We start from the raw sequence: 18,420 nt of genomic DNA on the forward strand, positions 1-18,420 counted from the left end.
AGATAGAATAAAAAAGAGGATTTAAATTAGTTGGAAATGTATATTGTAATATTTGATTATTTCAAAATTTTCAACTAAATAACATTATAAACTTAACAATCTGCAATTATAATGTGTAATACCAATTCAATTTTACTTGTTGACGACCACCCTATTGTACGCTCAGCTCTTATTCCAATTATTGACGTTATTCCTAATACTCAAATCATTGGTCAAGCAGAAGACGGTGAAGACGGATATCAAAAAGCCGTATCATTATCACCTCAATTAATTATAGCCGACATCGAAATGCCTAAAATGAATGGTGTTGAGATGGTTAAAAAAATAAAATCTATAGCACCTAATACAAAAGTTATTTTTATCACAAGTCATAGTGACCTGTTTACTTTTGAAGAAGCATTAAGCCTTGATGTGGACGGTTATATCTTCAAGGAAAATGCGATGAAAGAAATAAGGAGCTGTATAGACGCTGTATTACAGAATGAAAAGTTCACTTGTGAGAAATTTAAACAATTCATTCAGATCAATCAAAAAAAAATTGATAGAATACGAAAAAATAAGCTTTTAGTCACCCAATTAACCAAAACGGAGCTAGAAGTACTGGGGCTTATTTCAAAAGGCAAGTCATCTCCTCAGATTGCTGATCAGCTTTTCAAAAGCATCAAAACCATTGAGAATCATAGATATAATATCTGCAAAAAGCTGGAAGTAACAGGTAACAATCAATTACTCACTTTTGCAGTAAAGCAACGAAAAATACTAGCAGAATTTATGGAAACTGATAAAATATAAAAAAGTGGGCTACAAAATTATAGCCCACTTTAAATCACGCTCTATTCAAATCTATTTGATGATTAGTTTTGTCAACCATAACTCTGATGTCTGTCCTTCAAATCGGACAATATACATCCCTGATAATAGATGACTTAAATTCAATTGATTTTGACTTACCCCTAATTCTTGAGTAAATACTTTTTTACCATTCATGTCCATGATAAAAATAGTCCCTGCCTCATGATGCTTGACTTTCACCTCTCCTTCCGTAGGATTAGGGAATACATTAATCACATCTTTAGAGAAAGTAATGATAGATGTTGGATCAGTACTGTCTTTCACTTTTACAGTATAAGTTTCCTTTGTTAATTTATCTTCTGAGAAAACTTCAAACTCCAAACCTTCTTCCAATACTAAACTATCCACGCCTGACGTCTGAATCCATTGATCTTGTGTCATCACCGCTCCTGTAGATAATTTGAAACTGATGACCAACTTTCCTTCAATGTCAAACAGCGACTCATCCAATAAAATCTCCTGATCAGTGATTTCAGCTTCAATATCATCTGCAAGGTGATCATTTAAACCTGCTAGAAGGGTGAAAGATTGAAGTTCCGCTTGATCATTTTGCTGTCTCGCAGTAGTGACTGTATAGTACTTTGTTTTACTTAAATCTTCTGAAACTACCTTCAGCATAAAATCATCAGAGTGATTCACTTTCGTTTCATCTGTCATCAATGTATCTGATCCCATTAAGATGATAGATCTATTTGCTTTTTCGATAGATACCAATGCGTTTGTCAGATTATCTTCTTTATGAGCATCGATTGAAATTCCATCAGTGGTTACTACACCTTCAATGTCAGCTACAAGATCATTATTCAACAAGCTTGAGATGGCATAAGATGTGATTTCTGCTTCATCATTTAATGGAGGCAAGCATTCTATAGACCATAATGATGCATTAGATTGATCAAATGATCGTACTTCTACCACAATTGGAGCTGTGAGGTCAAATACCGAAGTGTAATCCACTTGTTTGCCTTTATAATATAATTGAGCACCTGGAGAAATAGAGAATTGTAATGTCAACTCCGCAATATCCATTTGCTTTGCTGGAATCAGTTTGATCTCTCTATTTTCCTCATCAATTGTCCCGAAAGTCGATAATCCTTGAATTTTTACACTATTAATACTGTGTAATGATTCTGCAGTTTTTTTATCATAGAACATAGAGAAACCAATCGCTTTGCTCAAACCTTCGTTGATCACGCCTTCCTTAAGAGAGCCAGACCAAGGATCTACTTCCCATATTTGATAGAAGTCTGTCGTGAGCTGATTGTCTCTTGATGCCAAATACATTTTACCAATATTATGATCAAAGAAAAGGTGCGGATGTGGAGAAGTTCCGGTGAAAATTGGTAGTGAACTGATTTTTGTTGTTGTCCAATCTTCATCGTTGATGATATAGATATTACCAAGTTGATCCATTCCATACAGCACTCCTGAAATATCACAAGTAATGGTTTTGATGGATGTATTCGTTAAAGTACCTTCCAAAGTAGACGCTCCCGTTGCTCTATCGATACTGTAAATTTCAGGTGTATAATATGCCATACCGTAAAGTTTGTCTTTCGGCTCACTGTAGCACATATCTCTCAACTCAATATCAGAGAAGCCAATATTGCTGATTTCACCCGTAAATGGATCAATTGTAGAAAGCATTCCGCCAGTTGAACTGTTGTACCATTTGTTCTTGGCAATTGTACCCGCATAGACATAAAATCCATTCACCTGCTTGATATTTCTTGGCTGTTTGATGTTCTGCATATGGAAACTGATCGGTCCCGGATAAACACCTTCTGCACCTAAAATATTATAAGCAAAAACAGTATTCAATGGTTGCACATTAATTGTCTTCTGAAGAATATTGTTGCCAATTACTTCATCTGTAGAAGAAATTAACTCAATTTTAATTTCGGTAATTGTTTCTACTAAATCAATGCTAGAAAATAAAACCTCCTTCATTGATTTACCTTCATGACCACTCACTTCAACCACCTCTTTTTCAACACCATCTACGATCAATTTCAATTGGTATGATTCCGAGTTAGGTGTTTTATTTTCAATCATGACAGGAATCGCGTAAGCATCCGGTGTTATGTATTTTTCAAGCTCAATGCTTTTTACAGCTAGATCATGTTTTGGTGCTTGTCCTTCTAAAATAATGGAATAATCTTCCACTTCTCCTGTAAAAACAATTCCTTCAGGATTCATTTCACCAAATGATAAAACACGAATTCTCAACCTCTTTTTGCCTGGTTCAACATCATAAGGCGGATCAATGATGCCTTTCATTTGCTGAGGATTGATAGGTTCGAACTCAAACCCTTCTTCCTCTTCAAACTTGCCGTTGAAATTCCAGTCGATCCAATATTTACCTGCACCAGAACCATCATTTTTGGTTACAATCAATTCCGCAGTTTCACCATATTTGATTGTTAATTCCTGCCCTGAATAATCTTCATACATATTATCGCCAGAGGTTTGATTGATATCACCCATCATTACATTCGTGATAAACACACCACCAAATCCTAGCGCTGGTTCATAATCTGATTTAAACCTTACCACTGAAGTATCATTTCTTCCTACTCCATCATTTTCCAAAATAGTGTAAGCCTTCACTTCGTATTGAATTCCAAAAGTGTTGAATACATCTGGCTCATCAAATTCAATATCTACAGATCTTCCCGATTCCAGAAGACGGTTTACATTTTGAACTCTTGGAGTACCATCATTAATGGTATAAGCAACCTTGAAAGATGAAATGTCTTCTTTACCAAAGTTAGATACTGTTACATATACTCTCTCTGCACCTGTTAAGCCAACATGAGTAACAGGGTGCTGAATTGCAGTAACACCGGCATCGAAATCAACACTGTGTTCTACTTGAGATACCGTAGCCACCCAACCTTCTTCGTTAACTGCTTCATCAGAATAAAATAAGAAGCTTAATCCACCGCCTAATACTGTTGAAGTAAATGTAGTTTGATTATTATCGCCTAATGCACCGTTCAAGACTGCAATTGGTTCACCTCTGGCATTTGTTCCATCAAATACATACAGGTAATCATACCCTTCCTCCAATTGGAAAGAAGTAAATTCGACTTTTACTTTTTTCGTTGGATCAGCCGGAACAAAATTGTGGACACTTCTTGTGTTATCAGGATAATTAAACACTCTTGTACCGCCATCTGTGAAAACAACATCATCACTTACTGTAGTTGTTTGTGTGTAATCATGAGCGGCCATTGGAACGATGTAACCGAAATTATAGAATCCACTTCCTTGAAGCGTATTATTTTCAATTTTGGAGTCGTTAGCATGCTCTGCATTACCTTTTACATAATATAAAGCATCTTCTTCAGAAAAATCTCCTAAGGCAACAAACGTGTAGTTTTTAGTATTGAAAGTTGGTAATTCAGTACTAAACGTTTCTTTTTCTTCTTGATTCAATACGCCATTTTTGTAGACTTCATAAGAGAAATCAAACGTCTCTAGATTTTTTGATCCAATATTGGCAATCATAAATTTCACCTCCGCTTCTTCTAAACGTAATGAATGATTAGGATGATCGATTTCCAATAAAGCCACGTCGTATTCTGCTTTTTCAGAAAGGTGAATATTATCAATACCGACTTGATCTCCTTCAATAGCCCAAGAGATCACACCTGATGGGTAACGGCAAAGTGCTTTCAATTCGATCTTAATAGGTTCGCCAAGAAAGTCCGTTAAATCAAAGTACATTTTTTCTCTTTTCAGAAGGGCTGTTTCACTGCCCAAGAAATAACTTTGGCCTTTGATATCTGAAACAGGTTGACCGTTGACATACACTCTGAAAATACTTTGGTTTCTAGAAACAGAGTAAGCCATTTTAGCATCTAAAGTGAATAATAATGAGTTAATCCCATCAGGAATTTCGGTTTTTAGCGTCGCTGTTGAAATAAATGTCGGGTTGGCATTCCAAACCTCTTGCGTAGAACCATCACCGTAAAAAGTGGCGCCTGTAAGTCCTCCTTCAAATTTCAAGTAATGAGAGTTCACTTCAGTATCGTAGTTGATCGTTGCGTTACCCGCTTTTGATTTTTCAATGGTCAAATAATTGGAAGCTCCGTCATCAAAGCCTTCGTCAAAAGGGAAATTACTAATTGCTCCTTTTACACTCAAATCAACCGCTTTCGATCGTACTCCAACTATATTCTTCTCTTTATTGACCGCTCTTACGGCGTACCAATACTGTCCTGCTTCAGGTGAAAATTGTGTGGTGGTTACTTCATCAATCACTTTCATTTCTCCCTCTTCCATTCTCATTACTTCATAAGAAGTTGCTCCAACAACACCTGTCCAGCTCATCACATCTGATGAACTGCTTACAATTTCAGGACGACCAATAACACTAAATCCAGTGGTGCTTTCATCAAAATATTTACCATTGATCACTCTTACTTTCAAATTACCTTTTGCTTCTGAAGAAGTAGCGTAAGTATAATTTCTAGCACTTGGAGCCAATTCCGCAACAGTTTGATAATTCATTCCACTGTCTTCTGAGATTTGAACAACAAACGCGTCAGTATTATTTTGAGGAGCTGACCAATAGATCATCATTTCCTTCTCGGCTACGTAAGATTCACCTCCAACTGGAGATAATAAAGTCACTCCTTTTTCTACAAAATCCCATGTGATGCTAAAGTTTTGAGGACCTTGAGGAACTGTATTACCATTCACCACAAATTCATAGTAACCTGATTCAGGAAGGTCAATCACCACTTGCTCAATATTGTTTAAATGATCCTCTTTGTTTGTGGCCAATTGTGATGGATTTTGAGCATCTAACACCAAAGGAAGAGTTGTTGTCCCGTTGTGTACTACTGTTAAATCTAAATCATTAATCAAAGCATTGGGTGTAAAAGGAATGCTTGGATAATCGCTCCACGAAAGCATTACTTTTAACTGACCCGTCCCTTCTGGCACCCAGATTTTGAAAGTCTCTTGATCACCTGTCTCTACATTACCTGATGCAAAATGATTATTCTTAATCACTTTCGCCGCTCTCAAAGCATTCATTTCACCATAGCCGTAAGCGAAGTCTGGTCCTGCCTCACCTAAATCTGTAGCTGTATTACAAAGCACCCCTTTGATCAAATCAGCTCTAGGCAACTCACTATTTTCCTTTTTGTATAATTCATAAAGTTGAATAGCCACACCTGACACCAATGGAGTCGCTTGAGAAGTACCATCCATCAACTCATAATCATTAAAAAATGAGCATGAATATACATCAACACCTTTTGCCGCAATGTGTGGACCATGTCGACCATCATCTACAGGACCCCAGCTAGAGAAACTACTCATTGCTCCTGTTTGCGTTAGCGCTCCAACGGTCAGGATATTTTTTGCTGTTTTAGAACTTGTCCCATATTGGAAATTACCTCTTGAATTACCAGAAGAAAAAACATGCAATACATGAGGCTGTTCCCAAGTCACTTGATCCAATTCAGCATCACTGTTGATATAAGGCCATAAAAAACCACCTGGGTGAGGAATACCATATGAGTTTTGAGTAATAGAAACTTCATTTTCTAAAGCGGCACCCATCATTTCTTCACCAGTTGTCAAGCCATTTCTACCTATATTGAAATTCCAAGATTCAATCTTTACGTTATGAGCAATACCCACACCCATAGGGTCTACCAAGCCACGGCCGGCCATAATCCCTGCCACGTGATTACCATGAGCAAAAAGGTGGTCTTCTAATTCATGTGAAGTTACTCTGCCATTGAAATCAAGGTGAGGTTCAACATCTTGATCCCAAATACCAACCGTAATACCTTCTCCTGTCAGCATCTGATCAGCTCCCAAATAGCCCATCAAGGCATCTTGGCCCACCATTTTCTGCCCTACAATATCGTCTTTCTCCACTTTTGGAGGGATTGGCCCTGCATACTTCAACCAAGAAAAAGCATTGATTTCCTTTAGTTGATCAATATGCACTTGACATCTTACTTTGTTGAAATAAGGTGAAAAAGTGATAGCCTCAGCGCCTAATGTTTCTAAGTCTGATTGTACTTTTTGAGTATTCACCCCAGAAAAGAAAAGTAAATCCAATACAATGGAGTGCTTGCCCGACATTGCATATTTTGGCAATTCTGACTTCATCAACAATGGATCTAACTTCTGTACATCTACAAGGTTTACTATAGATCGAATAGTACTAATATCTATACTGCTATTCAATGAATTGATCTCCGTTAAATAGGCATTGTTTCCTAAATAATCGTTGAGCAAAACACCATTGTTCATCAAATTTGAACGTTTCTCTTTGTTCGGAATTTGATAAAACTGAAGTATAACGTAGGCAGATTGATCAGAAGTTTGAGATGTTCTTTTATTCGAAAAATAAGAATTGGCATTTTCAGGCAATTCCACTGCAACGCCATTATAAGTTACTTCTTCTAAGCTATTTTTTGTTTGGGCACCAACGTAGGTGTTCATCCCCAGTACACAAAATAGTAAAAGGAAAATAAAGTTCTTTTTCATTATAAAATTTATAGATAGGAAGGTAATGACTGCCAACTTGTTTGGAAGTTGACAGCCTATATTATGGTTAGTATGAGTTACTGTTTTTGAATCTTATAAGTCTTCGTAGCCCCTCCGCTGTTCACTTGAACAACATACCATCCTTTTACAAGGTCAGATACATTAAACTGGAATTGTGATGCTTGAGATAAGCCTTCGTAAGATTTTACTTTTTCACCGATTAAACTGTAGATATAAACACTTTCAATTTTTTCAGCTCCTTTGAGGATAAATTGATCAGTCATTGGGTTCGGATACAACATAATCGTGCTTACATCAAGAGATGCATCCGTCACCTGCTTCTCTTCTACCGTCACTACAATTTCTTGTTCGATGCTCCAATTCGATTGAGAAGCTACAACCACAATTGTTGAAGTTTCCATCAAACTACCTGTCAGCGTGGCCGTTCCATCGTTATTGTCCGTTAATTCTACCCCTTCCATTGCTTCTTTTAATGCTAATGAAATCGTCAATCCTTCTAATCCTTCAACCACTACTTGGTGTTCGAAGCTTTCATCTTCCATCACAAATAATGAGTCTACAGAAGTAAACATCAATGGGTTATCAATATCTTCCACTTTCAGTGAATACGATTGACTTAATTCCCAAGAGGCAACAGAGGCTTTCAATGTCACCACATTACTTCCTGTAGCATCAGGCGTACCGCTGAGCGTATACTTTCCTTCCATCTCTTCTAATGACAACCACTGAGGACCTTGTACCAACTCCAAAGTAACTGCCTCATCAATTGCACAATCTACTTCAATTGCATATTCATAAGTACCATATACTTTCACGGATAATTCAGGTGTTGAAGTGAAGGCTAATGGATTATCAATATCTTCAATTTCTAAATTAAACTGATGACTAGCTGATTGCTCTCCTGAAGTGGCGTTTACTCTTACATAATAAGTTCCTTTTTTAGTTGTCTTTCCTGAAAGAGTCGCCGTTCCGTCACCATGATCTTCAATTGATAACCATTCTGGTGCATCTTCTAATGAGAATTCAAGTGCTTTCTCTTCTTTATGTGAAGCTGTAATTACATAACTATATTCATGATAAATCGCTCCTGTTTCGATAGGCGTAGATGTAAAAGTGATTGGGTTTTCTTTTGCAATATCCAACTCTACATTATCTAAAGTAAGTACACCTGTAGGCGTTGTAGTTTTAGCATAAAATGCAATAAACATTGATTTTGTTTTCGGTGCTTCAAACGTAACGCTCACATCTTTCCATGCATCTTCCACGGTAGAAGTTTTCACTAACGCTTCTTCACCCAAAGCCGTTTTCTTATTATCTTCTACCAAGTACACCTCTAACTCTTCCGTGTGCCATTTTCCTTCTAGCTCATCTAATTCCGTTCTAATAGAGAACGATAAATCATAAGTTGTACCTTTCTCCAAAGCTAGAGGCACCGAATACAGAATATCATCTTTTTTACCAGAAATCTGCATTGCCCCAGAACCCTTCACCAAATCATTTGATCCATCATCTGTAATCTGTTTCCATTCGTTACCGTCAAGATTCAAATCGTCTATTGACCAACCCATTGGTTTTGTCGTTCCTTGTTTCATTGTCTCAAAATTTTCAAGATATGGGAGAGTCTCAACAGTTGGATCAGGGATGGTTGTAAATGACCATACTGGAGCATTAGGCAGTTCACCATTACTATTATAAGGCACTACTTGCCAATAGTATTGGGTATTATATTCTAAGTTTTCTAATTTAAGTTCAGCCGTTTCTAAGTCCACTTCTTTATCAGCAATCATGTTGGTAGGCGGATAATCTGTCCCTACATTGATTTTGTATCCTTCAGTGGCTCCACCACCATCATTCCATGCTAATTTCAAACCTTTCATGATGTCTACATCCACTGCGTTTGAGGCTGGCGATACTGGAACTGCAGCAAGTGGGAATCCGTTTGAAATTTTTTCCCAAGAAATATCATCAATTAAAGCAGCTGTTACTTTTTGTTCTCTTCCTCCATGTCTGAAAGCAATGTAAGGCCCTTTGTCAGCATGGCTGAATAGTAAATTGAATTGTTTATATGCACTTGTCAACTCAAATGTTTCTTTCAATACGAAAGTAGAAGAATCTGTTGGGTCCGTCATTAAACCTACTTCAAGCGTCAAATCATATGCATCATTTGATTTTTTTGCTTGGAAAACGATTCTGTTGGTATCAAAGTTTTTCACCCCTGGAGATACTAAAATCACATTCGATTCAAAATCATTCAAGTTCATCAAACGAGCACAATGCGGACCTGTAAAATACTCAAGCGCACCATCAATCACTTGTACACTTGTGTAATTGTCCCAGCTACTTCTGATTTGACTCCATTTAGCCGGCATCTCAGTGCTGTTATCAAAATTCTCAAAGAAATTAGTAAGCGGTTGATAAGCATTTCCTATTAATGTAATATCGTTAGTACCTGAAGTTGCATTCGATTCAAAAGTGAATACATTCTCGAAATCACCTGCAGAAGTAGGTTCAAAATATAATTTGATATCCGCTGATTTTCCAATATCAATCGTTCCAGTATAATCTGTTGAAAACGGTCCTGTAGAAGTACCTCCTCTGATAATCAATGGTGCCTTACCTGTATTTGTCACTGTTACCGATTGACTGATCTTACTGCCAACACTTACGGAAGCATAAGTAAGTTTATCCGTAGCAATTTGAATCTCAGGCTCCATTTTTTGTTCTTTTATAACGATATCATCTATCCAGAAGTATTTTGGGCTCCAGCTAGAAGTTTCGTGATATCTAAAACGGATATAAACATTTTCACCAGAATAATCTCCTAGACTGAAAGATTCGTATTTATACTCTTTCATATCTCCTTCAAGCATCATTGATGCTACTTCAGACCATGTTTCCTTTCCATCTGTAGAGATCTCTAAATAAGTTCCACTTGATGGTGAGTTTGAGCCCGTTCTCCAATAAAAAGAGATCTCACTGTTTTCTGGCAAGTTCATTCTCGGAGTTATAAGTGAATAATCACCCGTCCTCCAAGCAGAAACGTAACCTGTCATTTCACCTTTGTAAATTCCTTCCGGGAAACCATCAATATCACCAGTATTCCAATATTCATCGAACTCCCAATCAGAGTCATCAGGAAAGTTGGTATTAATAGTTCTATTTATCCTATTACCTGTAATTTGACTGATATAGAAATCTTCAAAATCAACGATAAAAGGGTACTCTTCAATATATTTTTGAGCTGTAAATGAGATAACTGGAGAAGAGATCTCTTTACCTCCTTTTTTAGCAACCACCTTATAATAATAAGTCTTTTTAGATTCCCATAATGTCTGACTATTGTAAGTGTAAGTGCCATCTTCTGTTATTGCTTGATCAGAAACAATAAGTTGCAAATTGTCTTCTTCAGTACCTAAATAGAAATCATAACGATCTGAATTACATAAACTAAACTCTAAAGCTTGATCTACTTTTACTTTAGTATCCTTATTTTCAGGTGATACGGCCAAAGGAGTACATGGTGTATCATTGCTCACTAAATAATGAAATCTGATGTTCGGCGTAGCATTATTAAAAGGCCTCCAACCTGCTACCCCTGTCGGGAAGTTATTATCACTACCGCTCACTGCTTGATGATCTTGATTGACTGTACCATAAAATAATCCAGAAGTAACATAACTCTCTCCCGAATGATTCTGCCAGTGGATGATGATATCACTCGTTCCGTCGTACTCAAAATCCTCAATATCAATATCCATCCAATCTGCACCATTAGGAGGATACGTTACAGTTCCGTCAAATACCTTTGTATAATTATTCAAATCTGGATACGATAACGGCACATCATCTCTGCTTACTAAAGAGATATAAATCTGTTGATTGGCAAACGATTTTTCCCATCCACCGAAATTCTTATATCCGTAAAATGAAATTTTGCTGATAGTTTTAGCTTCTCCTAAGTCGTCACTTTTATATAAAAAACTACCCCAAGCATATTTCCAGCTGGAGTAAATTGGATCAGTAGTTGGTGTTTGCCCTGCTCCAATCTCTACAAATGCAGTAGGAGCCGAATCCTCCGTAGCATACGCAAATTGCCCTATACAGAATAAGACAACTAACGGAAACCATAATAGTCGTTTCATCTTTGATTTAGTTTAAATAATTGAATTGCTTTATGACTTCAATTTTAAGGAGATATTAAGACTTTGTAAATAGGGGCTTCCACTCAATTTGAACACAATAAAAACACAAGTGTCTAACTATCAATTACTTATAAGTTTAAAAATAACCATTACAAAACAAAAAACAACAGGTATTTATAGCATTAAAAACAGTTATCCATCTTGAAAAAATAGATAATAGCAATAAAATTTATCATTATTCTCACAAGATTAACATTTAAAATGCAACCTATTTCAAGAAAACAACGTGTAAACACATGTAAATAAATACTATCTCTTTGACTATCTATTTTTTTATGTCTAGTGTAAACGTTTATATCCCCCTCGACCTCAATGGAATAGTAAAAAAGCCAAAGTACTATGGAGGTTTTACTTTCACTCAAATCATAACTTATGCAGGAGCTTTGGCCTTAGGTTTTGATGTTTTATCCTATCTGAAAGAGTTATTCACTACAGATTTTACCATTGTTTCTTTTTTAAAAAACTTTTGGTTTGATGATCTCTTATTCTTTGGTGAAGCTAGCTTTTTATTGGCCATTAAACCCTTTTTAGAAAATTCACCCACTTCTTGGTATAAGCGTTTTATATATTTTGATGGAGAAGAACTTATTGTTAATCGATTAGGAGTGAGTAGCAAAAGTATCAACTTGAACGATGTGGTGAGCTTTGAAGACAGAGACAAAAAATCTTCCAAAAGCTATCTTACTTTTACCCATAAAGACGGCTCTACAACTCGCATTCCTTGGTTATTAGGACATGAAATAAAAGAAACAGACGAAAATACAATTAATGGATTGTTAGTATTGATACAAAAGAGAATTGATAAAAACATAAATCAAACTTTCTTTTTGAACCCCGCAAATGTTTCTTAGATTTATAAGAGAATAAGCAAACTAAGTTTTTGTATAATTAATGAAGGAAGAGTAAAAATAGATCTTTCTATTTCATCACAAAAACCTGAGATCTAATCCTTCTTAATCACTTAAAAAAAAGTTTGGTTTACTTATTTAATGAACTAAACTAAAAAGCTAATGTTACAAAAGACGGAGAATAAAACACTACTTCCCTTTCAAAGAAAAAAAGACGTATACATTCCTGTAAGTACAATGGGTCAACTTGAAATCAAGTCAAACAAGTTTATTCATTGGTTTATCAAAATAGTATCACCTACTGTAGGAATAATTGAAACTTGTCAAATCGCCTACGCCTACTATCATTTCGGGTTGGGAGGTGTGAATCCTATTGATGCCATTGGTTTTAGTCTCGCAAGTTTATCTATTCTATTACATCCTACCTTCCTTTTTAAACCTAAAAAAGCGTGGCCTTTTTCCTTTATAAGTTTTGAGGAGGATAAATTAATTTTTAATGTGAAATTCAAAACAAAGGAAGTTTTTTATAAAGACATTCTACGATTTGAAGTGAAAAAGGCAAAGCATAATCGGCTCTATATTTATTTTTTCATGAAAGACGGCACTGAAAGAAGCGAAAAGTGGCTTCCAGAAAATATGGATAAAGATCATGTTGCTTTAAGGTTAGCAATTAATGAAGAACTTCAGAAGAGAATTGATAGTTTTTCTTCCATATAAATAGTACCTCATAATTTTCAAAAAACAATACTCTTTCTAAAGTAAACTATTCATGAAAAAATTTTTAACCATACCCAATCCTTGTCATGAGAACTGGGATCAAATGACTCCCGCTGAAAAAGGTAGATTTTGCAAAGTTTGTTCTAAAAAGGTGTATGACTTAACGGACTTGTCTACTCCTGAAGTTGAAAATCTTTTTGAGGAAAAGGGTGAAAACATTTGTATCAGAATCAAACCAAGCCAAAATTTCTTACCGCTCCGAAAGAAGCAAACATTTAAATTTTCTCCCTATAAATTAGCGATGAGTGCTATCATAGCGAGTTCTTTAACATTGAGCACCGAAGCTTTTAGCCAATCATTAACCCCTTCCAATCAAGATAAAATTGATGTTACCAATACTGATCAATTTGTAACTATTAAAGGGCAAATAGAATGTTCCTATGATCAAGATAAGGTTGACTTTAAACACATGAGAGTAACTTTGATAACTTTAGATCAGGTGTATTCCACATTCACCCAAGAAGATGGAAAGTATTCCATGAAAGTTCCCAAAAATATAATTGGAGAGAAAAATATTATTCGTGTATTTCCAAATGAAATTAGTATTGATACATTCTCCAGAACGTATACATTTTCAAAACAGGATATTTATAAAACAAATATCAAATTCGAAAATATAATAGCAGTAATAGGTGAACCTATTTTATTTGAGAGAGACTCAATGAAATTTATTTATAAAGGGGAGCCAATAAACAGCAATCAAGAACAAGAATTAATAATAATTAACCAGGAAACAGGATGTTGGGGTGTGAAAGATGACCTTCACTTTGAATATTTCTGGGGAGAAACAGCTAAAATCTTATCCGACAACAAATTTGAGGAATTCATTATTTTATACGAGCTAAATCAATTGTAAACTCAACAAATCCAAGTTGTATGATAGTTTCAATAGATGGTCAAAAATAAATAATCTCTTTTTTATAATTCCCATTTAATGATTAGATTCATAGATACGTAAAAACATTATTTTTTCGAATCTATGCTGATAAAAAAATACTTCTCGGTATCTGAAATGTTTCTTTGGACACGAAAAGAAACATTGTTTTTTGTGATGCTTGCTACAACAGTTACTTTCATTTATGAAGTTTTAGAACAAAAATGGATTGCTATGCCTTGGACTCCAATTGCATTAGTGGGTACGGCTCTGGCTTTTGTGATCGGTTTTCGGAATAATGCTGTGTATGGTCGCCTTTGGGAAGGGCGGAAAATATGGGGAGGAATAGTGAATGACTCCCGAACATTTGCAATATACGTTGGAGACATGGTCACTAATGAGTACGCAAAAGAAGGGCAGGAACTTTCCAAAGAAGAATTATCCAAACAGAAAAGGATATTAGTCCATCGACATATGGCTTGGCTGACGGCATTGCGTTATGCGATGAGAGCTAAAAAGCCATGGGAGAGTTTTATGGATCATCCCACCAATAGAGAATGGGCTCAAAAAATTCATACACCTGAGTTTGTAGTTCCTGAGGAAGAAGCTTTAGCCCATTATTTACAGCCTGATGAACTTAAGAAAGTCATGGATGTAGGAGGGAATAAAGCGGCACATATTATTAAGCTACAATCCAATCATTTACGTTCTCTTAAGGAAAAAGGACTGATTTGGGAGTTCTCTTTTCTGAAATTGGAAGATATTTTAAGAACTTTACTGGCACTGCAAGGGAAATCTGAAAGGATCAAAAACTTCCCTTATCCAAGACAATACGCCACTTTGAATGTGTTTTTTGTATGGATTTTTATTTTCATTTTACCATTCGGTTTAGTTCCAGAATTTGCCAAACTTGGTGAAAGTCTGATTGGTATTCATCCTTTTATTGGAGGGTTATTAGTTTGGATGGGCATTCCGTTTGCCGCTATGGTATCGTGGGTTTTTCATACTATGGAGAGAATAGGTACTGTAGGTGAGAATCCATTTGAAGGCTCTGCGAATGATGTTCCAATCTCTACTATAGCAAGATCAATTGAAATTGATGTCAGAACTTGTATTGGAGACAGCAAAGAAGACATTCCACTTCCATTTGATGTTTTGGAGAATGTTCAGATGTAAATAATTCATATTAATTCCTGCTAAAAATCATTTTACTGACTTAGATCACCTTTTTTAGGTAAGCTATGTCATTAGAATGATTTTTTTATTTAACTTTGTCTAACAATGCACAACAAAGAAAAAATATAAGGATATGAATTACAGTATTTCTGCTACACCTAATTATGTTTTTTTGAAGTTAGCTAAAGTACCTTCAAAAGATGATGTCTTACATGCCATCCAAGAAATAGCCCCACTATTAAAAAACAAGAGAATTTTATTGATCGACAGCAAGGATTTAAAATTTCCATTTAACCTTTCAGAAAAGCATTCTTTTTTTGTGGAATTATCTGAAAATAAAGTAGATAAAAGTATACAAATCATTACAATCACTAATTTTCTTAATGAAGAACATAGCTTATTAGAAATGGTTGCTAAAAACAGAGGATGGAAGCTGAAAAATTTCCATTACCGTGAACAAGCAGACCGTCTAATTCAAAAAATTATTCACCCAGTGTTAGTTTCTACAGGAAATTAACTTCCTCATAATAGCTACAGGCCATTCTTTTGCCTTATAAAAGAGTTTATTAGCTCAATTAAAATCTACTTTACAGTGTGTTTCTGTTGCATTTTTCATCAATTAAATACGCCATATATAGCCATCGCTTTTAACCTAATTATCAAATTCAAAAAAGAAAATACAACCTCTCACACTGTGTAATAGAATAAATTGAGTCTGATAAAAATAACTTGATATTCACATCATTTGGTTTATAAAACAAAAAGCCCATTTCTTATCAAAATGAGCTTTCAGTGCTATATACTGTTTATATTATAAAGCAATATAATATCGAATCGCTTCCTCAATATCATTCCATTCAATAAATTGATCAAAAGTACAATCACCAATTTTTGAAAGTAATGAGAAGCTCAATTTCTTACCGCTATTCTTTTTATCTTGGAGCAGATAAGCATAAAGATGTTCTAAATCGCTTTCTAAAAGCTCAACCTTACCATACACTGATAAAATATATTCTTGAATTTGCTTTAATTCATCCTCCTTTAAGCCTGTAAACTTCACAGAAAGGTACGCCTCTGCAATCATTCCGATAGCAATTGCTTCCCCGTGCAATAATTTTCTGCCAGGAATATCCAAAAGGTAGCTTTCAATAGCATGACCGATAGTATGACCATAATTCAAGATTTTTCTTAATCCTTTTTCTGTAGGGTCAGAAGTCACCACTCCATCCTTAATATTGATAGAATGAGGAATAATTGTCGTCAAATCTTGTTCAGAGAGAGGTTTTGATGAAACCGTTTTCCAATGATCAGCATCTGCGATTAAACAATGTTTGATCACTTCGGCAAAACCAGAACGTAATTCATTCTGAGGTAATGTTTTAATAAATTCAGGATATACCAATACCATATCTGGAATTCTGAAAACACCAATATGATTTTTCAATTTGCCAAAATCTATACCTAATTTCCCACCAACACTAGCGTCAACTTGAGATAAAAGTGTAGTTGGCATTTGCCAGAAATCTATTCCTCTTTTGTAGGTAGAGGCACAAAAACCACCCATATCCCCAATCACACCTCCACCAAGGTCTAATACCGCCGCTTTTCTATCAAAACTAGCATTGGTTAATTCTTGCCAGATATGCTGACAGGTTTCTAAGTTTTTATTTTCCTCTCCGCTTACTACTTCAATAAGTAGATGTTCAGGCAATAAATCCTTTACAATTGGATAACAGTCTCGCTTTGTATTTTCGTCTACAATAACTGCTAAATTGGTGTATCCTTTTAAACCTTCAAAAGTATTTTGATCAACAGATTTTAAAATAGATACTTTATTGATACTCATCGTTCTATTAATTTGTGCCGATTGGCTTTTAGATCAAAAAAATAAGGCGGAAACACCAAAGTGAACCGCCTTTAATATCTATAAAAACAGAGCGTTCGTTACGCTTTTTCTGTGTTTACAACTGCAGTTTGAAGACGGATAGACTCGTCGTGAACCAATTTGAATAATTGCTCCATGAATGCTTTGCTTAATCCTAACTTCGCTGCTTGCTCTGGACGATTTTGGAAGATATCGATCCAACGACCTGCCTGGAATACAGTCAAGTTGTTTTCCCTCTTGTAATCTCCAATTTCACCAACAACATTCATTCTTTGAGATAATACTTCTAATAACTCGTTGTCTAAACGATCAATTTTACCACGAAGATCATCTAATTTAGAATTTACTTCTTCAGCGTCAGTAGTGCTCTTCTTAATGTTTACTTCATTAAGGATTTCAGCTAAGCGCTTAGGAGTAACTTGTTGTGAAGCATCCGACCAAGCATTATCTGGATCTCTGTGAGTTTCGATCATTAAACCGTCGAAGTCTAAGTCGATTGCTTTTTGAGATACAGGATAGATAAGGTCACGTGTACCACCAATATGAGATGGGTCACAGATCAATGGTAAATTAGGAAGCTCAGTTTTAAGAGCGATTGCTAATTTCCACATTGGAACATTTCTATATTGAGTTTTCTCAAAAGATGAGAAACCACGGTGAATACCAGCGATTTGACGTACGCCAGCACCATAAATTCTTTCGATAGCACCTTTCCAAAGAGCAACATCAGGGTTGATAGGGTTCTTGATCATTACAGGAACATCCTTCACACCTTTCAATGCATCAGCAATTTCTTGGATCGTAAAAGGGTTTACAGTACTACGAGCACCAATCCAAAGCACGTCAACACCATACTTCAGTGCTAACTCAACATGCTGAGCATTAGCAACTTCAGTAGTGATAGGCATGTTTAATTCCTTCTTCACATTTGCAAACCACTTCAAACCTTCCTCACCAATACCTTCAAAAGATCCTGGTCTAGTTCTTGGTTTCCAGATACCCGCTCTCAATAGCGTAATACCTATCTCTTCAGTAATCTGACGGCAAGTATCCATTAACTGCTCCTCAGACTCTGCACTACATGGACCTGCAATGGCGATTGGACCGCCATTTTTTACTACAGACCAGCTTTCTAATGATTGTATATCTTTCATATCAGATTTGTTTCAGATAGTAATAACTTCAAAATTACAAAAAATTGAATTAAATCTATAGTTAATTGAAATAATTAAACAAATTAACATACATTTTTAATTATTGACA

The 18,420-nt window shown here is 35.6% G+C and carries 10 protein-coding genes; 6 read left to right on the forward strand and 4 right to left on the reverse strand.

Translation table 11 applies throughout. The features are described 5' to 3' along the window. The first annotated feature begins 111 nt into the window (after nt 1-111). Nucleotides 112-792 carry a response regulator transcription factor gene (locus tag AVL50_RS13075; RefSeq protein ID WP_062616949.1) on the forward strand — a complete coding sequence of 227 codons (681 nt, stop codon included), beginning with the start codon at nt 112-114 and terminating at the stop codon, nt 790-792. Between the two features lie 51 nt (nt 793-843). Here the strand turns inward: AVL50_RS13075 and AVL50_RS13080 are convergent, their stop codons facing one another. Both AVL50_RS13080 and AVL50_RS13085 read right to left on the reverse strand, forming a co-directional pair. Next, complete coding sequence (locus AVL50_RS13080) at nt 844-7,374, reverse strand: S8 family serine peptidase (protein ID WP_082795801.1); 6,531 nt, start codon at nt 7,372-7,374, stop codon at nt 844-846. Between the two features lie 77 nt (nt 7,375-7,451). Further along, complete coding sequence (locus AVL50_RS13085) at nt 7,452-11,537, reverse strand: T9SS-dependent choice-of-anchor J family protein (protein ID WP_062616951.1); 4,086 nt, start codon at nt 11,535-11,537, stop codon at nt 7,452-7,454. A 335-nt stretch (nt 11,538-11,872) separates the two neighbouring features. Here AVL50_RS13085 and AVL50_RS13090 point away from each other — a divergent pair, with 335 nt between their 5' ends. From AVL50_RS13090 to AVL50_RS13110, 5 genes are all read left to right on the forward strand, one after another. Next, complete coding sequence (locus tag AVL50_RS13090; protein ID WP_062616952.1) at nt 11,873-12,448, forward strand: hypothetical protein; 576 nt, start codon at nt 11,873-11,875, stop codon at nt 12,446-12,448. Nucleotides 12,449-12,607: 159 nt separating this feature from the next. Then, nucleotides 12,608-13,162, forward strand: coding sequence for a hypothetical protein (locus tag AVL50_RS13095; protein ID WP_062616953.1), 555 nt, complete (start codon nt 12,608-12,610; stop codon nt 13,160-13,162). A 52-nt stretch (nt 13,163-13,214) separates the two neighbouring features. Then, a complete protein-coding gene (locus AVL50_RS13100) occupies nt 13,215-14,078 on the forward strand; it encodes a hypothetical protein (protein ID WP_062616954.1) in 864 nt (287 codons plus the stop codon). Nucleotides 14,079-14,234: 156 nt separating this feature from the next. Further along, nucleotides 14,235-15,272 carry a bestrophin family protein gene (locus tag AVL50_RS13105; protein WP_253764280.1) on the forward strand — a complete coding sequence of 346 codons (1,038 nt, stop codon included), beginning with the start codon at nt 14,235-14,237 and terminating at the stop codon, nt 15,270-15,272. A 133-nt stretch (nt 15,273-15,405) separates the two neighbouring features. Continuing rightward, nucleotides 15,406-15,789 (forward strand): hypothetical protein, encoded by a 384-nt coding sequence (locus AVL50_RS13110; RefSeq protein WP_062616956.1) that lies wholly within the window; start codon nt 15,406-15,408, stop codon nt 15,787-15,789. A 294-nt stretch (nt 15,790-16,083) separates the two neighbouring features. On the opposite strand, the gene aroB is transcribed toward AVL50_RS13110, so the two are convergent. Together aroB and AVL50_RS13120 are read right to left on the reverse strand one after the other, a co-directional pair. Continuing rightward, nucleotides 16,084-17,118, reverse strand: a complete 1,035-nt coding sequence (gene aroB / locus AVL50_RS13115) for a 3-dehydroquinate synthase (RefSeq protein WP_062616957.1) — start codon at nt 17,116-17,118, stop codon at nt 16,084-16,086. A 98-nt stretch (nt 17,119-17,216) separates the two neighbouring features. Continuing rightward, nucleotides 17,217-18,311, reverse strand: coding sequence for a chorismate mutase (locus AVL50_RS13120; protein WP_062616958.1), 1,095 nt, complete (start codon nt 18,309-18,311; stop codon nt 17,217-17,219). Between the last annotated feature and the right edge of the window lie 109 nt (nt 18,312-18,420).

The organism is Flammeovirga sp. SJP92, from assembly GCF_001583495.1.
Taxonomy (GTDB): Bacteria; Bacteroidota; Bacteroidia; order Cytophagales; family Flammeovirgaceae; genus Flammeovirga.